20 protein-coding genes are annotated in these 19420 nt (G+C 37.4%); 5 read left to right on the top strand and 15 right to left on the bottom strand.

All coding sequences use genetic code 11. The features are described from left to right. The first annotated feature begins 530 nt into the window (after window positions 1-530). Window positions 531-722, top strand: a complete 192-nt coding sequence (locus tag HME9304_RS08835) for a hypothetical protein (RefSeq protein ID WP_112378243.1) — start codon at window positions 531-533, stop codon at window positions 720-722. Here the strand turns inward: HME9304_RS08835 and HME9304_RS08830 are convergent, their stop codons facing one another. Further along, window positions 723-1988, bottom strand: coding sequence for a DNA cytosine methyltransferase (locus HME9304_RS08830; RefSeq protein WP_112378242.1), 1266 nt, complete (start codon window positions 1986-1988; stop codon window positions 723-725). It lies immediately after the preceding gene. 180 nt (window positions 1989-2168) lie between these two features. On the opposite strand from HME9304_RS08830, the gene HME9304_RS08820 reads away from it, so the two are divergent. Further along, window positions 2169-2624, top strand: a complete 456-nt coding sequence (locus HME9304_RS08820) for a thermonuclease family protein (protein WP_239023219.1) — start codon at window positions 2169-2171, stop codon at window positions 2622-2624. A gap of 94 nt (window positions 2625-2718) precedes the next feature. Next, window positions 2719-2868 (top strand): hypothetical protein, encoded by a 150-nt coding sequence (locus HME9304_RS16965; protein ID WP_164674814.1) that lies wholly within the window; start codon window positions 2719-2721, stop codon window positions 2866-2868. 115 nt (window positions 2869-2983) lie between these two features. Here the strand turns inward: HME9304_RS16965 and HME9304_RS08815 are convergent, their stop codons facing one another. The 14 genes from HME9304_RS08815 to HME9304_RS08750 form a co-directional block, all read right to left on the bottom strand. After that, a complete protein-coding gene (locus HME9304_RS08815; RefSeq protein ID WP_112378239.1) occupies window positions 2984-3415 on the bottom strand; it encodes a hypothetical protein in 432 nt (143 codons plus the stop codon). Window positions 3416-3559: 144 nt separating this feature from the next. Then, a complete protein-coding gene (locus HME9304_RS08810) occupies window positions 3560-6190 on the bottom strand; it encodes a TraQ conjugal transfer family protein (protein WP_112378238.1) in 2631 nt (876 codons plus the stop codon). A gap of 14 nt (window positions 6191-6204) precedes the next feature. Next, the gene (locus HME9304_RS08805) at window positions 6205-6759 is read right to left on the bottom strand and encodes a conjugal transfer protein TraO (RefSeq protein WP_112378237.1); all 555 of its coding nucleotides are present in this window, start codon (window positions 6757-6759) and stop codon (window positions 6205-6207) included. Between the two features lie 25 nt (window positions 6760-6784). Beyond that, window positions 6785-7657 (bottom strand): DUF4138 domain-containing protein, encoded by an 873-nt coding sequence (locus HME9304_RS08800; protein WP_112378236.1) that lies wholly within the window; start codon window positions 7655-7657, stop codon window positions 6785-6787. A 1-nt stretch (window position 7658) separates the two neighbouring features. Continuing rightward, complete coding sequence (gene traM, locus HME9304_RS08795) at window positions 7659-8606, bottom strand: conjugative transposon protein TraM (protein WP_112378235.1); 948 nt, start codon at window positions 8604-8606, stop codon at window positions 7659-7661. Then, complete coding sequence (locus HME9304_RS08790) at window positions 8599-9207, bottom strand: hypothetical protein (protein WP_112378234.1); 609 nt, start codon at window positions 9205-9207, stop codon at window positions 8599-8601. Before HME9304_RS08790 ends, traM begins: the two co-directional genes overlap by 8 nt. A 13-nt stretch (window positions 9208-9220) precedes the next feature. Then, window positions 9221-10012: a hypothetical protein gene (locus HME9304_RS08785; protein WP_112378233.1), complete on the bottom strand. Its 792-nt coding sequence runs from the start codon at window positions 10010-10012 to the stop codon at window positions 9221-9223. A gap of 7 nt (window positions 10013-10019) precedes the next feature. Next, window positions 10020-10574, bottom strand: a complete 555-nt coding sequence (locus HME9304_RS08780) for a hypothetical protein (RefSeq protein WP_112378232.1) — start codon at window positions 10572-10574, stop codon at window positions 10020-10022. A gap of 21 nt (window positions 10575-10595) precedes the next feature. Beyond that, complete coding sequence (locus tag HME9304_RS08775) at window positions 10596-13034, bottom strand: TraG family conjugative transposon ATPase (protein ID WP_112378231.1); 2439 nt, start codon at window positions 13032-13034, stop codon at window positions 10596-10598. Next, entirely contained in the window at window positions 13012-13332 is a 321-nt protein-coding gene (locus HME9304_RS08770; RefSeq protein ID WP_112378230.1) for a hypothetical protein, read from the bottom strand. Before HME9304_RS08770 ends, HME9304_RS08775 begins: the two co-directional genes overlap by 23 nt. A gap of 1 nt (window position 13333) precedes the next feature. Next, window positions 13334-13648, bottom strand: a complete 315-nt coding sequence (locus HME9304_RS08765; RefSeq protein ID WP_112378229.1) for a hypothetical protein — start codon at window positions 13646-13648, stop codon at window positions 13334-13336. Window positions 13649-13750: 102 nt separating this feature from the next. After that, complete coding sequence (locus HME9304_RS08760) at window positions 13751-15376, bottom strand: type IV secretory system conjugative DNA transfer family protein (RefSeq protein WP_112378228.1); 1626 nt, start codon at window positions 15374-15376, stop codon at window positions 13751-13753. 53 nt (window positions 15377-15429) lie between these two features. Further along, window positions 15430-16602, bottom strand: a complete 1173-nt coding sequence (gene mobB / locus HME9304_RS08755) for a MobB family relaxase (protein WP_112378227.1) — start codon at window positions 16600-16602, stop codon at window positions 15430-15432. Beyond that, a complete protein-coding gene (locus HME9304_RS08750; RefSeq protein WP_112378226.1) occupies window positions 16592-17251 on the bottom strand; it encodes a BfmA/BtgA family mobilization protein in 660 nt (219 codons plus the stop codon). Before HME9304_RS08750 ends, mobB begins: the two co-directional genes overlap by 11 nt. 293 nt (window positions 17252-17544) lie before the next feature. Between HME9304_RS08750 and HME9304_RS08745 the strand changes: the two genes are divergently transcribed. Next, a complete protein-coding gene (locus HME9304_RS08745; protein WP_112378225.1) occupies window positions 17545-18225 on the top strand; it encodes an N-acetylmuramoyl-L-alanine amidase family protein in 681 nt (226 codons plus the stop codon). Then, window positions 18203-18418: a helix-turn-helix domain-containing protein gene (locus HME9304_RS17300; RefSeq protein ID WP_112378224.1), complete on the top strand. Its 216-nt coding sequence runs from the start codon at window positions 18203-18205 to the stop codon at window positions 18416-18418. Before HME9304_RS08745 ends, HME9304_RS17300 begins: the two co-directional genes overlap by 23 nt. The last annotated feature ends 1002 nt before the right edge of the window (window positions 18419-19420 follow it).

The following is a 19420-nucleotide window of genomic DNA, read 5'->3' as shown; positions in this document are numbered from 1 at the left end:
AGTTTAAAATTAATTATTTGATATATAAATATAAGCATTACTATATTACTGTGCAATATTATATTGCATTAATTACACCTTTTTTTCCCTCCTTCCATGCCGCGCATGGGTTTGGGAGCCCTCAAGGGCGTTGCGCTTCCCCCATTGGTGGAATTGGTCGCCCCGTCGATGCCGTGGCAATTGAACGCTGCCCGTGGACAAGGGGTTTTTGTGAGCTCGCGAGCGGATCTTAAGATCGCGGTGGGTTCCCCTGGCAAGGGGGATTCCCGATCTTCGGAAAAAACATTGACGTCCACGTTAGGGCAGCGGGCTATATTTGCCGTCGATGGTAGATAATTTCTCCAAGGGGAAAGGGAAGCCAACATTGTATTTCGGAGTTCCCCGCAGTGAAGGTTTTTGCCCCACATGGCAAAGAATGCCCCCGGCGTGCGTTTTTGAAACAAAAACCATGACGGGGCAGCCCCTTGGGCCGATCGTCCCCGGGGAACGATTCCCTTCTTCGATTTTCTTAAGCACCCTGGAACAAATGCATGGACCGTACGGATTCGGGTTCGTCCACAAATGTTCTCCCTGCAGGGAAAGACCTGGGCGCGGACCAAGAATATTTGTGGAAGTTCGCTACCGAAAGGGTCAGCTGCGGCCACTCCAGCGCACCCGTTTTTGTAGATAAACCTGCACGGACCAAACGCGGAAAAATAGTATATTTATTAAGTTACCTGTAATCATTTGCAATTAAGTTTTTCTATAATTTTTTCCGTTGTTGCCTGAATTGCGGGAACTGCAACTGAATTTCCGAATTGTTTATATGCTTGTGCGTCTGAAACCACAATTTTGAAGTCATCTGGAAAGCCTTGAAGTCTTGCCCATTCTCGTGGTGTCATTTTTCTAATTCCTTCTCTATTTACTTTTCCTGTAATGTTGGTAATTGGTTTGAAATTTGTTAGTCTATCATCGTAAACTAAATTCCTTTCTCTTCCCATTCCTCCGCAAACAACTGCGTTTGCAGTTCCGTCGTTTGGAATGATTTCATAACCAAATCCATTTCCTTTGCTTTCGTGTCTTGCTCTGTGATTTTTTAAAGTTTGAAGGTAAGTTGTGGAAAGATAATATTTTACAGAAACCTCTTTTTGCTCCAAAACATCGTCTAAAACTGCATTTTCATTTGTTGGTTCTGGATATTGAAAATCTTTTATTCCTAAATCCTTGCGAAAACCTACAATGAAAATTCGTTCACGATTTTGGGGAACTCCAAACTCTTTTGCATTTAGAATTTGTGGTTCAGGAACGTAATAGTTTAAATCTTCTCGTAGTACATTTAAAATTGTGGCTAATGTTTTTCCTTTATCGTGATTTCGCAATCCTTTTACGTTTTCGAGGAATATAGCTTTTGGTTGTTTCTTTTTAATAATTTCGGCAACATCAAAAAATAGTGTCCCTCGAGTATCTTCAAATCCACCACGTCTTCCAGCAATTGAAAATGCTTGACACGGAAATCCAGCGCAAAGCACATCAAAATTATCTGGAATATAGCTTTTGGTTTTATCTTTAGTTATGTCGCCAAAAGGGATTTCTCCAAAATTTGCTTTATAAGTTTGTTTTGAATATTTATCCCATTCGCTTGTAAAAACGCATTTCCCTTTAAGATTTTGAAAAGCCATTCTAAACCCACCAATTCCAGCGAATAAGTCAATAAATTTAAATTTTGGTTTTTCAGGTGCTGGAAATCGAACACTTTTGTTTAAACCAAAGATTAAATACTGAAGAGCATCTTCGGCAACTTTGTTTGTGATTTCTTCTGTCGGATATTCTTTTGTAAGAATTTCTTTTACAAATGCGAGGGCATCTTTTTTGTAGAATTGCGAAACTCCATTTTTGTGGTTGTGTAAATAGTGAGTAAAAGAAGCTGGTTTAGAGTTATCTGGTTCAACTATTTTTATTTCAAATAGCTGTCCGTCAATGTTTTCTATGTCAACTTTTTCTTTTATCATACCATTGCAAATTCAACTTCACAAGTTAAAAAAGATTTGTTCGGTTTGTTCGCTTTTTTGTTCACATTTTTTGTAGATAACCCTGCACGGACCAAACCCGGAAAGATAAAGGCCTTGAGAGGTTGAGTCAGGAAAATGTATTTTCGTATAACAGCATGGCCCGGTAAAAAATAAGAAATAATGAGAAATTTGATTTTTTTTCTATTGGCGCCTATGTTGGTTTTTGCCCAAATCGAGGGCAAGGTCGTTAAAGTCAAGGATGGCGATACGGTCGTGGTTCTAGATCAAGACAAGCGGACACATACGATAAGGGTAGCGGATATCGATTGTCCAGAATATGCGCAACCCTATAGCAAGGTGGCCAAAAAGTTTACTTCAGACGAAATTTATTTTAAAGAAGTTATGGTGATTAGTAAAGGGAAAGACCGTTACGGTCGTACTATAGGGTTTATTCGGTACGGAGAAGGGAAAGACCTTTCCAGGGAATTACTGAAGTGCGGTTATGCCTGGCATTATAAAAAGTACTCTAAGGATAAAAGCTTGGCCGATATAGAAGTAGAAGCAAAAGAACGGGGGTTAGGATTGTGGCAAGATACTGCGCCTGTTCCACCTTGGGAATGGCGTAGAAATCATTAGTTTATTAATCTTAGGTTGACTAGGTTGGAAAGAAAACTGTATTTAAGGCGGGAGTTACCCGCCATAAATACGGTTATGCGGGTTACCGAGGATTTTGAGACAACCCGAACGAAGGACCGAAGGGTTGGCCAGGGTTTTTGGCCACACAAAGGTTCCTGTAGAGCAGGGGAGGAATCAAGTTCCGCAGGGATATGGCAAATACATCAGGGATAGGTGCGGAAATCCATTTTTTGGGGTTCTCTAGCGAGAATTTACGAGGAAGCGATAGAAGAAGCTACCGCAGAACAAAACGAGGCTTAGAGCGCCTTAAAATGATTGGAGGGATAGCCCGTTAAGATGTCCCAAAAATACTGCGTACATTAAAGTTTATACACCTCTAAAGGAAAAAGAAATATTGCTAAATAATCAGATTTCATTTTATCTCCAGCAAGTTTAAATTCAGAATCTACCTTAAAAATACCAAATCCTGTTTCTGAATTTGTCAAACCAGTAATCACATGGTTATCCATATTATCGCCGAAAAGCGTTACAAGCTCTTTATTGTTCGATGAAGTTATTTCGAGAGGGTCGGACCATTTTCCACCGTCCAGAATTTGTCCATAGTAAATATCCTTAGTTTTCGAAATGCGAAACTCAGGAGCTCCATCAGGTTGGGTTGAATATTCCCCCAGAAGCTCATTATTGGTATCAACCATTTCCATAGAAGCCTTAGAACTTGAAGAAGAATTTTCTTTACAGTTCATAAATATAAATGCGATACAAGCCAAAAAAACAATTTTAAATCTGTTCATAATAATGGATTTTGTTACGAAAGAAAATAAAAATTTCAAAATTTGAAATGATTAATTTACAGATGGCAGTTATGGATTGATAGATAAACAAAAAAGAGGGCTTTTAGCCCTCTTTGATGCATAAGTGGAGATATTATAACAGATTTAGTTGTAAGTCAGATTATACGCGTTGGGTGATTGAACCTGAAACCAATCGCTCCATTGGTCGTTGGCATCCTTAACCTGAATCTCGTAGGGGGTGTTAGGTGGAATAGTAACTGCACCGTCGTTCACATTGTTGTCGTTACTAATAACAACTCCCCCTGCTTGAATTATTACAGAAAAATTGAAAAGAATCGGGGATTCTGCGCTAACCATATTATTAAATCTAGTTCTATAGGACTCAATTACAAAAATGTTATCGATGGCTAAAGAAGATTTAATCTGTAGTCCGCACTGCTTAAAAAATCCAAGTTGGTTACAACTATATTTTTCATAGGCGGTACTGTTAATTCCCGTTATAGTCGGACCATTTCCTGAGACCGTAAATTGTTTTTCAACACTTTTGCTATACCCATACCCATCAGTAACGGTTAAGCGTATGTTATGATTTCCATCTACGGTCGGGGTGTACTGTCTTGGTACGTTGTTCCCCTTACCAATTCCATCTCCATTTTGGAACCCGAAATTCCCAGATCCTTGAAGAACTTCCCCAGAGAGTGTAAAACCAGATGCAGCTCCAGAAAGGGCAATGGATAACACGTGAGAAATATCGACTACCCCATTTGGCGAACTAAAGTTAAAATTGAAAGGAGTATTGTTAACGGTTACCTCACTAACAGCCTGTTTTTCAGTATCGTAATTGGATGTTACGGTAAAAGTGATGGTATACGCTGCGGCTTCGTTAAAATCAAACTTGAAGCTGTACTGGGACGCATTAAGTTCGGTATTCTGTGCCAATACATTGTTATTATATTTTAAAACCGCTCCATTATTTGGGGAGATACTATAGGTTATAAAATAATCCAAATCATTGGTACCGTCAATATCAAAATCAATATCCACATCATTTTCAACCGTTAAAATTGGGTTGGGGCTAGAAGCAGTTATATTGAACTCAGGAACCAAAACCGTTAGATTGACGGTTTGTGTTTTTTGGATTCCAAAATTATTTTCAACTGTAAATTCTATTTCAATATCACCAGGAGCATTTGGTTCCAAACTCCATTGTGAATTCCCTGAAGAAATATCATAGAGAATACCCTGATTTCTTACTTGGTTCCCCTGTTTCAAGACTATATCGCCCTCAATAACATTATACCGAATCTTGAAGGTTTGTTCTCCGCCTTGAGAGGTTATAGTATGGTTCACCATACCATTTTCCGTGATATTTTTAAAGTTATCCAAACTATTGGAAGCATAGGAAAAATCAGGGATTTCAACAGTAATCTGTTCGGAATCCTCACCGAAAGCTCCCAAATCATTTTCCAAGGTAAAAGTGATATCATGATTCCCTTCAGATGAACCTATATAGTAAAATGAAAATTCATCATTGGGTATGTTAATAGATTCACCAGGAAGATAATCCACATTATTATAAGAAATGATTCCAGCTGAGGAAGTTGTAAATTTTAAAATATATGGGGGAGACTTTTCTGGGTCTTCAACAATATTTGCATTGAAAAGCAATTCTTCCCCAATACTTGCCTGAGCTGCGATGGGAACAGCATCAAAGACAAGTCCTGAATCTTGAATATCCACTTCGATATTCCTAGAAATTTCAACCCCTTGCTCGTTCTTTAAAATAAACGTCAACTCAACAGTTCCTGTTTCAGTTCCAAATGCGGTCCAAGTAAAACCACCAAGATTTACATTGTATAGAACACCAGGACTTAATTCTACATCACCATTAAAAAGTGATACAGTTCCCTCGTCAACTGTATAACGCATTTGGTACTGTCCTCCTTGGCCTTGTTCTTCGGAAATATCAAAGTTAATGTCGAAAGCCTCACCGACGAATGCGCTATTTTTTTCTGTGGCTGCATTGAAGGTTATATCAATTGGATCAATATTAAATTCGAGCGTATCGCTCTTGACCTGTAAATTACTGTCCCTGGTTGTTACAATGACGACCGATTCCCCAAAATCAGAGAAACTTATATCATAGTTAAAAGTTCCCTGTTCAATGGGTTCAAAAGTTTCAAGGGGAATTTCTTCATCTGAATTGGGAAGTTTAAGAGTCCCATTGCCCTGAACAATATAAAATGCGCGCTCATAAGTAACGTCTTTGTCCTCTCCAAGATTGAACAAGCTCAAACCGACAGGTTTTGTTTCATTGACCTTGGCGGTATTGACAGGCGTTGTGAGATTTACGGAATAAGGATTGTGGACTATTTTATACTCCAAGTCCAAGGTTTCAGAAACAGCCCCATTATCCTGTATCGTGACCCTTATTTTTTCATCACCTATTTTGGATGAACTAAACAATAATTTGGGATTTAAGCCCTCAAGACTCACGGGTGTTTCCGGGGGGATTGAATTCCCTTCAGTATCAAGATACCCACCATTGCCATTTAGTACTTCGTAGCTAAAAGTATAGGTGTTTGATTTCACCACTCTTTCAGGAGTTATTTTAAAAGCAGTTAGCTGCGGAAAATTAATGGTAGTGGAATCTGGATGTATCTCTGTAATGGCAAATGGAAAAGTTGAGATAACCTCCGTATCCTTATCACACGAACATATAACAGCAATAAGAATAAATGCTAAAATTGGAAATTTTGACGATAAATTTTTCATGATTATTTGATTATTTAGTTAATATGATATCGGACCCCAAGGCCAGTAAAAAAATGAATGTTCCCCAAGTCACTTCCAAAGTGATAAAAAAGGTCTATGGGAAGAATAAGGGAGAAAGAATCCGACAAAAAGTAATCGGCATTTATACCCCCATAAAACCCATAGAGCAAGCCGCTTTCGCTAACCAAAAGAGAGTTGTCTTCCAAATCAGGTTCATTCCCGTTAATGCTTTCATAGCCAAGGGAAATGCCTCCACCTGTGTAAAGCGAATTACTATTGTCCTTGCTTTTTATAACAGGAGTAAAGTAAGCGGCGTTAAATAGAAAAATGTTGTAAGGAACAGTAACAGCTGTACTGGTTTTTTCCTTGGAAAAAGTGGCCAATATATTGGCATGTAAATAATCGGTCCGATTATGGTAATAATTAAAGGCTCCTTTTATCCCAAAACCTTCTTGGGCGTAACCAGGTGCAAATTCAACAGCTGTTTTGCTGCGTTGGCCCTGTAATGATGCAAGACCTGTAAATAATAGAAAGGCAAAGGCCAATCCGTTTTTCCTCATAATTTTCATTTGACGAGTTTTTAGATTATTTGATTTATTTATTTGGGTTATTTATAAACTGGTCCCCAACGGCCAGTTGAATGTTCCGTTCTCCCTTGAGTTCGTTGATTTCAATGTTAATGAGTTTGTTCTTGTCAATGGAAAGCTTTTCAAAAACATAAACTGCACGTTTGGTTTCCATGGAAGCGACACGTTCAAACTTTTGGTAAGAGTAATTTGGAATTGGTTTTATTTCTATGGCCTGATAATTGGATTTTCTACTGGCCTTTTTTGCCACTTTGTTGAACTGAATAAAATTAAGGTCGTAATCAAGTGTGGAATTGTTTTCAATGGCCAGGCAAATAAAGGTTTTGTCCTTTCTATATCCAATATTTGTGAGACGTAAGACAACATCACTTTGTTTTTTATAGAAATTTTTATAAAAATCTTTCCTGGCTAAAAGCTCCTTACAAAACTCAAAATCAGTTTGCTTGCTATCGGTTTCTCCGTAGTAGTCTGAATCAATAATTTTTTTTCCTTCAATTGACGAATCCGATATATCATCCCTAGAATTTGGTTTCTGTTTTTTATCAATGTTCCCGACTGATTCGGAACCATCAAAGAAATATTCGAAAATTGAGGTATTTGGATTATACCTGACCACGAAAGAATACACAGATTGGTCATCGGTAATTACGTGCAACGTACTTTCACCGCGTGGACCAACTGCTTTAAGGACTCCGAATTTTTCGGCTGTTTCCTGATTATATCCAAATCGAAAGTCGGCATTACCTGGTAATGCTTTTGTTATTGGGGACGGAAAAAAAAGGAATACGTTCTTATCCGTGGTCGCTTCCAATACAAAAGGTTCCGATTGTGCCATGGCTGACAAGGAAAAAAGGATTGATATTAAGCTGATTCGTATCATATTATCGTTTTTTAGGTTTAAGAATCAATTTTGTGTTATTTAATAGCGTAACCGTAGGTACTTGCTGCTTTCTTTGAAAAACATTTTTAATGGTCTGTCCAACAGGAACCCCTCCGACATCAACATCCTCAACAGCATCCCTAGATCCTTCATCTGTAATTTCCCCGACCATTTTTGCTCCCTTAACATATAAACCAATAGCACTATCCTCAGTATCAAAAGCGGTTATATGTACTGGAACATGATTGATGGAATTTATGTCCAATAAAACCCTCTTTTCCTGAAATGTAGGAAAGGCATATACATAACTATTTGTGCTAAAATCCATCCCTGCAATAATGGCCTTCTTGGTTAATCTTAATTTAACACGTTCCCCTTGTCTTATGGTGTGGTCGCCATGAATAACAGCGTATATAAATGGGTCTGTTCTTTGATTAAGGCCGTTGGGTTCTTTGCTTTCAGGTGTTGATGAAAAGAAATTCTGAAATTCAGAACTAACACTGGAGCTTTTTTCAGAATGGTTTCGAGCTTGTCCTGAATTGGACGGGGTTCGAACAGTTTTTGAAGAACGGTGAGTCGTCTTTTTGACATTGGATGTACGGTTGCCCGTATACTCCCTTTTATTTTCGTTCATCAAACTATCAATTTCCTTCTCTAAAATATCCTCGTCCGAATTTTCATCATCATTCTTATAATCGTCTAAATTGAAGTCCAGGGAAACCTGTTCGCTCTCGGACCTTTCAGCATCGTATGCTTCAAGTTTTGAGTTATAATCCTCCACCATATTACGGTTATCGGGAGTTTCCAATGAGTCAAAATCTTCATGGTTTTCATTTTCTTCTTCAGTTCCCAAGAAGAGGGGGATGGATAATACGCATAAGATTGCCCCGACGATAAGAATTTTTTGGGACGTTTCCATGGCCTTGAATTTTTCCAATAGATTATTCATTCTTCAGTAGTTTTTTATTGATTTCTTTATAATTGGTAATGACATATCCGTAGGGGTTCAATGGATAATTTTCTCTGGTCTTATGGAGTTTTCCACGTGCGGTCAAGAGATATTCCTTGGCCGTTTCCTGATTTGTTTTATTGATTTGAATGATTGCCGAAACTTCAAAATTCCCTTCAGAATCAAAGCGCGGTTGAATTTTTGTAATCGATTGGCTGGATGTGGTTTGAACCATTCGATTGAAATGCCCATCCTGACGGTAAAAATTAAAGAGATCCTTCCCGTCCTCGTCTATGAGCCAAAGCGCTTTTTCAATCCTGTCTTTATAGCTCCATTGGTCATAAGCATAGAAATGTTCCAAGAACAATTTTACATGGGATTTACGGTAGATTTCTACTACCTCCTTTTTTTCGATCTGTTCCAAGGGCAGTAATTTCTCGTCCGATGATATAGTGTATATATAGCGCTCTGCATCGGCACTTACCTGCTGGACTGTCCAAATCGCGAATATGGACACAAGTCCAGATGATGCAACAACAAGCCAAACTATAAGATTGTTGCGTTTTAACTGTTTATAAATATTTGATTTAACAATTTCCATAAATCATTAATTTTTAAGTAAATACCTTATAGACGATATCATATGATTTTTTGAACAAGCGCAGTTTAAGCCAAATCATAATAGTCAGGACAACGATATGAATTTGACTTTCAAATAGGGGTACGTCAATATTTTTTTTAAAATAATCTGTGACAAATGCACTAAACCCAAGAATCAGAAAAAAGGGTAGTATCAACAGGTAAATTGATACGTAAAGCTTTACCCATTTATAGAACAGGTCCCTGAATTTTTCAAACACGGCCAATACTATTGCGATGCCTCCCAGTACCTTCAATAGTCCTATGAAGAAGAAGCGTTCCAAAAGAAACACGCCATAAATGGCAGTATCAATAATCCATGCGAAACCTTCCAGTAATTTCAAGAAGATATATGTTGGGTCAGTAAAAGCATGTAGGGCTTCAGCAGCAAATAATTTCAACATGCCCATTGCGCCAGGGTCTTCTTGTTCTTCAATCTCTTTTTCTGGAGGTGAAAAATCAGTTGGTGAAAAATGACTGTAGGTTTGGTCGACTCCAAGCAATAGCGTATCTAAAAAATCAAGTAATTTATCATAGAATATGATTGCAAGAACCATGGCAACGGAGCTAAATAACTTCTGCTCATCAAAAGGCAGTTTAGTTGCTCCGAATTTGTCCGTCATTCTTGAAAAAAAACTGCTATAGACATTTAGTAGAAAAAACGCAATGGCTAGAACCTTAAGTCCGTTTGTGATTTCCTGTAACTTCAGTTCTTCGGTGAAGAATTCTTTGTACAGCGCCAGAACAACCTCATAAGATATATCCATGCTGATTTTATTGAGTATTCTTGAAATAATCGTTTAACGCTCTTCGCTCGGCAATGCGCAAGAATTTTTTTCTTGCAATCTGTGTATCTACAAGAGCTTCGTTTAAATCTTCCCTTGATTGTTTTAATAAGGTCAGCCTTTCGGCGTCGTTCATTTTGAACATTCCACCTCTTAACAGATCATTGGCCACATTTAAAATAGTACTCCCTTGTTCCATGCTTTGAGAGAAGCGACTGGATATAATGGACATTTCCTTATTGGAAAACATATTGGTACTTTGGATTTCCTGAAGGAATTTGCCAGAATTTTTTAGAATTTGGGTTGTGGTACTTGACATTTCAGAGATATACCCAAAAGTTTGCAAGGCAGAGTTGACCTGATCATACATTGCTTTGGTTTGTTTTAATAAGTTGACCGTTTTGGTTGTTTGCTCAACAGTTTTAACTCCTTGTGCTATCTGTTTTGCAAGTTGGGCATTTGCATTGGGGTCATTTACAAGCATTTGGGAAAACCCAAAACAGGAGTAGGTAAAAAATAAAATGGTGACGAGTTTTTGCTTCATGATTATTTGATATTTTAAAGATTAGTTTTCTTTCATTTGAACAAAATCGTTTATGGCCGTTTCCATGCTTTCGTATTGATCATAGAGTTTCATAATGGCTTCATATTCTTTGCCATCAGTTTGATAGGCATAAAAACTTTCCTTGGAGAGCTCTAGACGCATTACCCAAATCTCCTTTCCAATGATTAGGGCAAATTCCGTATACGGATTTTTGGCCTTAAGATTTGGAGTTATTGACTTTAAGATATTATGTTGGTGGTCCGATAGGTTAAAGCGCTTTACAATTGGTTCATATCCCTTTTCATTATGCAGAATATAGACCACTTGTGAATTTTCAATCATGGCATTGGTATCTGGTCCTTCAGGTAATTGCTCGGGGGTTTGAAGTGCGGTTCCTACGGATGCGGAATGCTTCCTGTTGGTTTGGTAGTAATGCGTAACCCTGTTCCTAATGCTACTGTCCTTGATAAACTTGGCCAACTCATCATAAAAAACGATGCCGTCTATACTTCGGTCCTCCAGGATCATTTTATCTACGGCCTCGTTGCCTAATTGAAGCAATAGTGAGAGCAAAACGACATTATTATTTGCCTTTTCAAATTCAAATATGACCAAATCCTTGTCCTGTAATCGGTGGCTGAAATCCTCGGATTGATCAAACAAAAAACTATATTCTCCCGTAACATATTTGTCCGTTATTAGAAGGAAGGATTCCATGTCAAAAAAACGATTGTCGATACCTAGTTTTTCAAGAAGTGAGTTACGATTTATTTTCAAAAAATTGTAAAAGCTTGGAAAGGATTGATTTTGCTCTACATTCATATAATAGGTATGTAACAGCTTTGTTAGGATTGTTCTATCCATGTTTTCAGGTGATTTATCAGGGTGCCACAGACTAAAGACAAAATCGGCAAGGGCATTTTGTTTATCAGTGTCCAATTCTGTAATGTTGTTTACATGAAACGGGTTCAATCCAAGAGGCTGTCCATGTTCATATGAAAAGAAAATAACTTTATCTTTTGGTACCAGGTAGGACAACTTTTTAAAAGAGCCACCAATATCAAAGATGACAAGCTTTTTTCCTTGTTCGTTAAGTTGCCTAAAAATATGCTGCGCCAATACAGATTTCCCCTCGCCGGTAGGGGCAAAGATGAAAAAGTTCCAAGCCTTTATCCTTTTCTTTCTTTCGTCCCGAATGTCCCTTTTAATGGGAATGTTGAAAATTCGGTCCGAAAAGACGATACCCTCATCATCTGATTTATAAGAGGTGATGTTCAAGAAAAGAGAGAGGGCAATTTGAAGTTCGGTTCTGAAAACATTGACATTGCTTAATGATGATATGTATGGAAAAATTGATTTGAGATAAATCTCTTGCAATGTTTTTTTATTGGGGTAGTGGGGTTTGAAATCAAGGGTGCGATATACCGTTGAAATGGTATTGGTATAGGTTTCGAACGCACTATCTGAATCCGCATAATAAATGATATTGGAGTGGCCACGGACGATTTTCTTACTTTCGTCCTTGGATAGCTCCTGAAGATATTCTGTTAATCCTTCAGCAGCCGATTTGTTGTCAGTACCAAAGCCTTTAGCACCAATAAGATGTTCTTTTCGATTTTCAAGCTGCTTTTTGTGCTGGGAGTGGTCATCAATAAAGATTACCTGGTTGTAGATGTGGTCGAAAGGCATTTTAAACCCAAAATCATCAGAAGCCCCTTTAAAAATTTTAAACTTCTTGCTGCTGTAGTCATTATCCAGTTTATGTATATCCACATAATCGGGAAATTGTTTGATGTCGTTCAAGGTAAATACACCGACCCTTCTATTGCCGACACCAACAGCATTATAATTTTGTCCCGATGTCTTGACATTTTCATCAAGAGTAGTATCTACATACTTGTTTGGGTCAAATCCATTGTAATAGTTTTGAATTAAGGAGTGTATTTCATCCTCCATAATCGGGTATGCCTTGATGTATTTGGAACTGTTCAAAAATTCGATGCTTTTCGTAACTTCTGAAATAAAAGCATTGTCCCTATCAAATTCTTCCAACAGTTTTTTCTGATTCGGAAGGGATTTAAAAGGATTTTGAGCTGCGATTTGATTTAAGGTTCCATTTGGGGTTTGCCCAATAAAAAGATAGGAAGAATGAGACACGTAGGCCCGATGTTCAAAATGTTCCTTCGTGGATTTCTGCAGAAAAGTATCATCGGGCAATTCATTGCCTTGGTACTCTTTCTTCAAAAAAATATCCTGTTTGTGAACGAAACTTTTGGCGGGTAAATATTTAACCGTCCTATACCAAAAATCGTGTATGTTCTGATAATCCTCTGGGGAAAGCGTAAAGATTTCAGGAAGGTCCAATTCGTAGCAAAGAATTATGTCACCATTGTTCGATAAAATAATATTGTCCTTGACCGCTAGAATCGGATAATATTCACTCAGATTGATTTGCTCCACTTTTTAATTTTTTATAGAGATCGTTAATTAGAATTTTAGGGTAATTCATAGGGGATAGTTTGTCGAGTAGATTCTTATCATCCGCGTATTTGACGAACATGAAAGCTGCGGTGTTTATGATGATAACAAAGACCACCATGTTAAAGCTTACCCCGCCCATAAGTGGAACGAGGGAAAGAAAAAAAAGAACCCCAAAAATACCAAGATATTTCAGGCGAAAACCCAAGACCATAGCTTGTCTTTCGAGGCCTTTTTCCACTTTCAAACGATTTGGATTTTCGTTTTCGGAATTGCCCAATCTAGAAATTATAACCTACCAAAAAGTTAAAGATTGCGCCTACCATTACCACTCCGAGAATCCAGAGGCCAATGCTGATAAAAAAACCTTTGTAATCTCTATCCCCACCAGTAATCTTACCGATGTTGAATAGCGCTGCGACCAAGAATATTAGCCCAATGATAACAGGCGCTGAGTCTTTTACTTCATCCAGTAAATTTTGGGCAGCTTCTTTAATGCCAAGGTCGACCATGGCAAAAATTGGGGTTGATGCCAGGAGAAAAGCTCCTAGGAAAATTTGACGAGTTTTGGGCAATAGGCCCTTTACATTTTTCATGTATTTTAATTATTTGGTTAATAAAAATTTGGGGCATGCTGTTCATTATTAGACGATTATTTGATGTTTTGCAAATATACAATTATTCGTTATACGTATAATTTAAAGTGTTTTGGCCTGTTGTAGGACCAGATTAAAAAAGCTTTGAATTTCTCGTTCGGTGGTCATATTGATATCTCTAAATTCTGTGGCCTCGTATTCGGGAAGCTTAATTTTAGCGTCAAAATTTTCTCCCTTTTCGTTAAATACGAAAAACTCCCCAGCGTTGCGTTTGAACATTTCGTGGGATTTGTGTTTCTTCTCGTCTTTTTCCGCTTCGGACACTCTTTTGTCGCCACTTCCCCACCCAGCCTTTTTACTGGTGCTTTTGGTTTTAACTTTGATGGTTTCAAAATAACTTTCGAAAAATTTTGCTGTATCGGGGTCATTGGTTTTTCCAAAGAATAGGGTAGAGAGATTCGCCAATACTTCTTTCATTCGTTCAGCGCCCATCTGAACGGTTGCTTGTACCTTGTCCTGTAGCATATAAATAGTAGCAATATCAAAGCTTCGCATGGTTGCTGGAACTTTGCCAATTCTATTGATGCGCAACGTTGGGGCTTCATCCAGAAGAATATAACAGGGTTCCTGGTTCCGCTCGCTGATGGAGGACAATACCGCTTGGGTTACAATCGAAAGAATGGGAGAATAGATTTCATCGTATTTGGGAATATTTACCAAACAAAGCACAGCAAGATTATCCTTATTGTTGATATTGAGCTTAATGCTGTTGCGCTGCATACAGTAAAAAACATTGGGAATAGCAAATACCCTGAATGCATTACTGATACTGGCCTTTACCCCAGCCATTTGTTTTTCTGATTCCTTACCGTCCAAGAATGCCCTGGCGTGTAGGCTTGCGGTAGGAGTTTGTTCAATGAACTCCACCAATTCCTCGGCATCCTTGGTCAGGAAAATAGCAGCGAGATAGGGAAATGAACAGTATTCTGGGAATTTGTCCCTTAAAACGTAAATAGCTCCAATAATCGCCCCTTCGGCAGCTTGAGTAAAAAAATTATCCCCAGATTTTGCATCTTTGACCAAAATGTTTTGTACGATACATTTTACCATTAATGAAACATCCTCGTCTTTCCTTATAATCAAAGGGTCAATAGGATTAAGAAAGATACTTTTATCGGGGTGGTGGGGTGCAAATGCATGGATTTTCAATGTGCTTTCTTTATAGAACGACTGTACAACTTCTACCAGTTCGAAGTTCTTGTAATCATAGACCAAGGAAGCAACACTTCGTTCTCCCATCCATTTTAAAATCCATCCAGCGACTGACGCTGTTTTTCCACTCCCTGCCGCGCCTTGGACGCTGACGCCCCGTTTTATATTGAAGGTCAAGCGCTTTCCTCGGTTGTAGGGAATGGAAACATCGAAAACATTCTCATACTTTGGTTCTGAAGGTTTAATTACATATGCAATAAGAACTTTGAGAACGAAACTTAACAATAATGAAGGAACTACGTAAAGCACTAAGAAATAAGCAATTGGCAAGATGGTTCCCATATACTTCAATACATAGAAAAGCATTGTATATATGACCATTATGAAAATGGCTCTTATGGGCCAGTTTCCAACATTCATAAAGATGCCAAGCATAATCGCTACGATTAAATTGACAGCCATAATGATTAACTGGGTTTCTTGGGAAGCGTTTAGAAATGCATCTAGGATATTCATAATTAAAGTGACGAGTTTTAATGATTTTTTGATGTACGTTAAAAAGTTTTAGTTCATATTCCAACCCCTTTAGAAACTGTTTTTACTGCAATAGAAATAGCTTGTTTGGCAATTTGCACCCCTGCCGTAACGGGATTTGTATACGCTCCGGCTCCCATGGCCTTGACCACGGATTCAATTGCCTTTTCTTCGAGCTTCTTAATAGTTTTCATTGGTAGTTTTCTTGGATCCTTGGTGACATATCCCAATTGTTTCTGTAGGCTCTTATCGGTTATCATTTCGTTCAGGGCTTTTTTGACGACCGTCTTTGCAAATGCTTTTGGGTTCGTAAGATGCATTAAATTGGAAACACTCCGTATCTTTTTTGCTTCTTTATAGTAAGTGTATTGGTATTCAGGAGGTCTATCATATTCAAATTTTGTATCAAATAGCTTTTCACCCGATGCAACAAAAGCATCACGATTGAACCCAATATCAACCTTTTGTCCGTTCAATTCATTTTGGCTTTGCTTGTGGTTGGCCATGGGCGAAAGCTTCATGGTCTGTTTTTTGTCCATGCGGCTTACTATGATATGCACATGTAGATTGTTTCCGTCCTTTAATGCCCCTTCCTTTATGATGGTTCCTTCGCTATTTCGGACATAATCCTTTTCAAGTTTTTCTACTTGTTTCAATTTTTTTTCTTTTCTTGAAGGTGTGTTCATTTGATTTGCTTCTTTTTTGACTTGAAACACCCTTTTTTCTATTCTTTTGTTATAGTCCATTACTTTGCTGAATCTTTTTTCACCATGCTTGTAAGTTCGGTCATGCTCGATTTTAGCGTAATAGAGTATATCATCCCCTGTAAGAGGCTTTCCATCTTCATACGTACGATTGAAGTTTTTAGCATATTCATCCATTAGGTCATTTACATACATTTTTAATAGGCGTTCATCAGAAACAGTAGTTTCATCCATCTTTGTTCTTAAATGCTCAAGCTCTGGCTTGGATGGATTAACGGTTAGCATATAAAATTTTGTTTCCTCTTTAGAAAGCTTTCCCTTATTGTTGTCAATTGCCATTTGAACTTCAGCAGCAGTAACATTCTTATCGTCTTTATTAAAAAATTCCTCATGCTCATCTACTCCTTTTCCCGTATTTTCTTTTTCTAGGTAATCCACCAGATTTGATACTGAACCTCTATTTTTATCAGCCATTTTACTGGGTCTATGGATTCTAATTACCATCTACCAAATGGTTGATTCTATCAATTTCTTTTTGGGGTAGATTGCACGTAAATTTTGGTCCTGAAATACTGTTGCTTGGCACTATGTTTTTTAGCAAATATTTGAGTTCTTTTTCAAAGGTTTTTTTCTCCTTTTCAGCACGTTCGATTTTCACCAAATATTCTTCTTTTTTTTCTTCAGTAAATTGATTGGTTTCCTCTGATTTTATTTCAATTTTTTGCGCCTCTTCAGGAATGATTAAATCACCTATTTTCGACCCTTGAACCTCAGGGATTTTGAATGAAGGCTGCTCCTTGTTTTTTGCTTCTTTTTTTTGGCTTGATTCAAATCCGATTTCACCCGGGTGAAGGATGTCCAACGTTTCCAATGTTTGGTTGTGGACACGGACCATTTCACGAAAAGATTTTTCCATTGGAACAAAGAAATCCTGCTCCCTTTTTTTTAAGAAACCGATAAATTTTTTTTCTAGCTTTTTTAATTGGTCAGGAACGTTTGGAGCTATTTCGGTATAGATATCTAGACCTGTATTAAAGATATATAGGACCATTCTGTTCGCATATTCAGTTTCGGATTTACCACTTCTTCTGGCCAATAGTTTCATCTTCTCCTTATTGACCTTTCGAATCCGTATGTTATGATAATCAGACATAAATGTGGCACTAGTTGTGGCATAAATTTATGTTTAAGTAATTGGTTAGTAGGCTATCAATTGACAGATGCCACATTTGAATTGACGAATGAGGTTAATTTTATTTACAGTACCACTTAAATTTGTAGACAGTATATCTTTATATATAGTCAACAAGAGAAAAAAGCGTGAAAAAAATGCAACAATTCGAATCGGGGGTTCCCCGATTCCATCTCGCTTTCCTATTTTTTTTCACGCTACGCTTTGAAAAAGCGGAAACTGACGCAGTTAGTAAAAGATAACAAATTGAACCTATGAATAACTTGCTTGTGAAAGTAAAAATGAAGTTGTTGCCCTTTATCGTTTTAATATGGAGTATGGGTATGTATGGCCAGAGCTTGATCGATGGTCAGAACAAAAAATTTACAGTTGTGATTGATGCGGGGCATGGTGGCCATGACTCTGGAACCATAGATCAAAGCGGACGATACGAAAAGAACATCAACTTGTATGTGGCCAAATTTGTGAAACTCTATCTTGGGAAATATGCACCAAATATCCGGGTTATTTTGACCAGGGATAAAGATGTGTTTTTACCTCTGAAAAGAAGGCCTCTTTATGCTAAGTTATCAGGTGCTGATTTGTTCATTTCTTTGCACTGTAATCACAACCCGAATAGTCTGGCTCAAGGGGCTGAAATTTATCTCCAGGACACACATAGAATTGAAGCAGAAGTTAATCTTCAGATGGCAACTAAATTCGGATTGATTTTAGATAAAAATTTGGAGGAAAAATTGAACTATAAATCAAGGGGTATTTTACGGTCCAATTTACAGGTACTTAGGGAGAGTATTTCCTTTGTTCCCTCCGTTCTTGTAGAACTTGGATTTTTCTCAAATAACGATGAATCATCATACTTGAATTCAAAGAAAGGAATTAAGGGCATATCTTTGAGCCTTACAAAAAGCATTATTGATCACTTTGGAAAAATCTAATTCATTAAAAAAGTATCGCGAAATATTAGGACTGTCCCAAATCCAAATTTCAGAGGAACTTAAATTAAGTCAAGCAACCATTTCGAGAATAGAGCGTGGTAAGCTGTATGGGAAAGGTTTTGTCAGATACATCAAGTATTTGGTAGGAAAAAACTTTGATATGAACGAATATTTTAGGAATTGGGGCAATTAGACAAAATTTATTATTTTCACCGCTCATACTAGGAATTTTGACGAGTTACTACGTATGATTATTTGATGTGGGGGGATTGACAAAATCCCCCCTAAATCAAGGTCTACAAAAATTAAAAAAGGCGCCAATTGGCGCCTTTTTCTTTGACGAGTTATAGTATGACTATTTGAACGAAAAGTGGTTGAAAAAAACAACCAAGTTCATACTACTGCTCTAAAAATAATAATCTCAAAATATACGTATTAGTAATATCCATGAATCGTTGTTTTGGGTTTACGGATTGTATGTTTGAATTGATAAAACTAACTTCTGGGTCGTATTTTGGATTGAAAAAGATTTTCTTTAGCATTTTGGAACAAATGCATAAGAATTTGATGATATTCTATGTATTAATTTTTCTGCAAGTTTTAGCAATTTTCGATGAGACTTGGTCCAAATAATTAAATATTAAAATAAAGTACATACATTTGAAGCGCATGTGAGGAAGGACACAGCGGCAACGTGAGAACGACCGTGAGAAGCGCCGAAAGTCATGTGACGGAAGCATAAGACTTCTAAAAAAGCGGTGCATTAGTACCGCTTTTTTCTATTTAAACAGAAGCTCAGTGATGATTTTTGTAATTCTAAGGGCCATTTTACTTTAAGTTTGCAAAATGCTTTGAAAACGCCTTAAAATCAGTTTTTTTCTTTTATGCATTTGTTCCAAAATGCTGAAAAAAATCTAAGATAAAATTGCCGATGTTTTTAAGTCCATCATTTGTTGGACTTAAAAATTGAGACCTTATAAATATCACGGCTATATACCAAAAAGTAAATTAATTGAATTAAACCTTGCATATTCAAATTACGAATTATAAACGAATTATAATATAATTAGGGGCTTTCAAAACCCTTGTTGGTCAATTGGTTAGACTACCTAAAGTGTGCTTTGTTTACGGTAAAGTGTGCTTTGTTTACGCCAAAGTATGTTTTATTTACGAGATAGTTTTGACCAAATTCTTC

This window comes from Flagellimonas maritima (assembly GCF_003269425.1).
GTDB classification, from domain to species: Bacteria; Bacteroidota; Bacteroidia; order Flavobacteriales; family Flavobacteriaceae; genus Flagellimonas; species Flagellimonas maritima.
Note: the sequence above shows the minus strand (reverse complement) of the source record. Positions and strands in the feature narration are given on the sequence as shown.

What these genes read in the sequence shown, in the direction of transcription:
- HME9304_RS08780 (WP_112378232.1), bottom strand. Translation starts at nt 10,574, where the DNA reads ATGAAGCAAAAACTCGTCACCATTTTATTTTTTACCTACTCCTGTTTT.
- HME9304_RS08790 (WP_112378234.1), bottom strand. Translation starts at nt 9,207, where the DNA reads ATGGAAATTGTTAAATCAAATATTTATAAACAGTTAAAACGCAACAAT.
- HME9304_RS08835 (WP_112378243.1), top strand. Translation starts at nt 531, where the DNA reads ATGGACCGTACGGATTCGGGTTCGTCCACAAATGTTCTCCCTGCAGGG.
- HME9304_RS08820 (WP_239023219.1), top strand. Translation starts at nt 2,169, where the DNA reads ATGAGAAATTTGATTTTTTTTCTATTGGCGCCTATGTTGGTTTTTGCC.
- HME9304_RS08785 (WP_112378233.1), bottom strand. Translation starts at nt 10,012, where the DNA reads ATGGATATATCTTATGAGGTTGTTCTGGCGCTGTACAAAGAATTCTTC.
- HME9304_RS08765 (WP_112378229.1), bottom strand. Translation starts at nt 13,648, where the DNA reads ATGAAAAATGTAAAGGGCCTATTGCCCAAAACTCGTCAAATTTTCCTA.
- HME9304_RS08810 (WP_112378238.1), bottom strand. Translation starts at nt 6,190, where the DNA reads ATGAAAAATTTATCGTCAAAATTTCCAATTTTAGCATTTATTCTTATT.
- HME9304_RS08745 (WP_112378225.1), top strand. Translation starts at nt 17,545, where the DNA reads ATGAATAACTTGCTTGTGAAAGTAAAAATGAAGTTGTTGCCCTTTATC.
- HME9304_RS08800 (WP_112378236.1), bottom strand. Translation starts at nt 7,657, where the DNA reads ATGATACGAATCAGCTTAATATCAATCCTTTTTTCCTTGTCAGCCATG.
- HME9304_RS08830 (WP_112378242.1), bottom strand. Translation starts at nt 1,988, where the DNA reads ATGATAAAAGAAAAAGTTGACATAGAAAACATTGACGGACAGCTATTT.
- traM (WP_112378235.1), bottom strand. Translation starts at nt 8,606, where the DNA reads ATGAATAATCTATTGGAAAAATTCAAGGCCATGGAAACGTCCCAAAAA.
- HME9304_RS08805 (WP_112378237.1), bottom strand. Translation starts at nt 6,759, where the DNA reads ATGAAAATTATGAGGAAAAACGGATTGGCCTTTGCCTTTCTATTATTT.
- mobB (WP_112378227.1), bottom strand. Translation starts at nt 16,602, where the DNA reads ATGGTAATTAGAATCCATAGACCCAGTAAAATGGCTGATAAAAATAGA.
- HME9304_RS08750 (WP_112378226.1), bottom strand. Translation starts at nt 17,251, where the DNA reads ATGTCTGATTATCATAACATACGGATTCGAAAGGTCAATAAGGAGAAG.
- HME9304_RS08815 (WP_112378239.1), bottom strand. Translation starts at nt 3,415, where the DNA reads ATGAACAGATTTAAAATTGTTTTTTTGGCTTGTATCGCATTTATATTT.
- HME9304_RS08760 (WP_112378228.1), bottom strand. Translation starts at nt 15,376, where the DNA reads ATGAATATCCTAGATGCATTTCTAAACGCTTCCCAAGAAACCCAGTTA.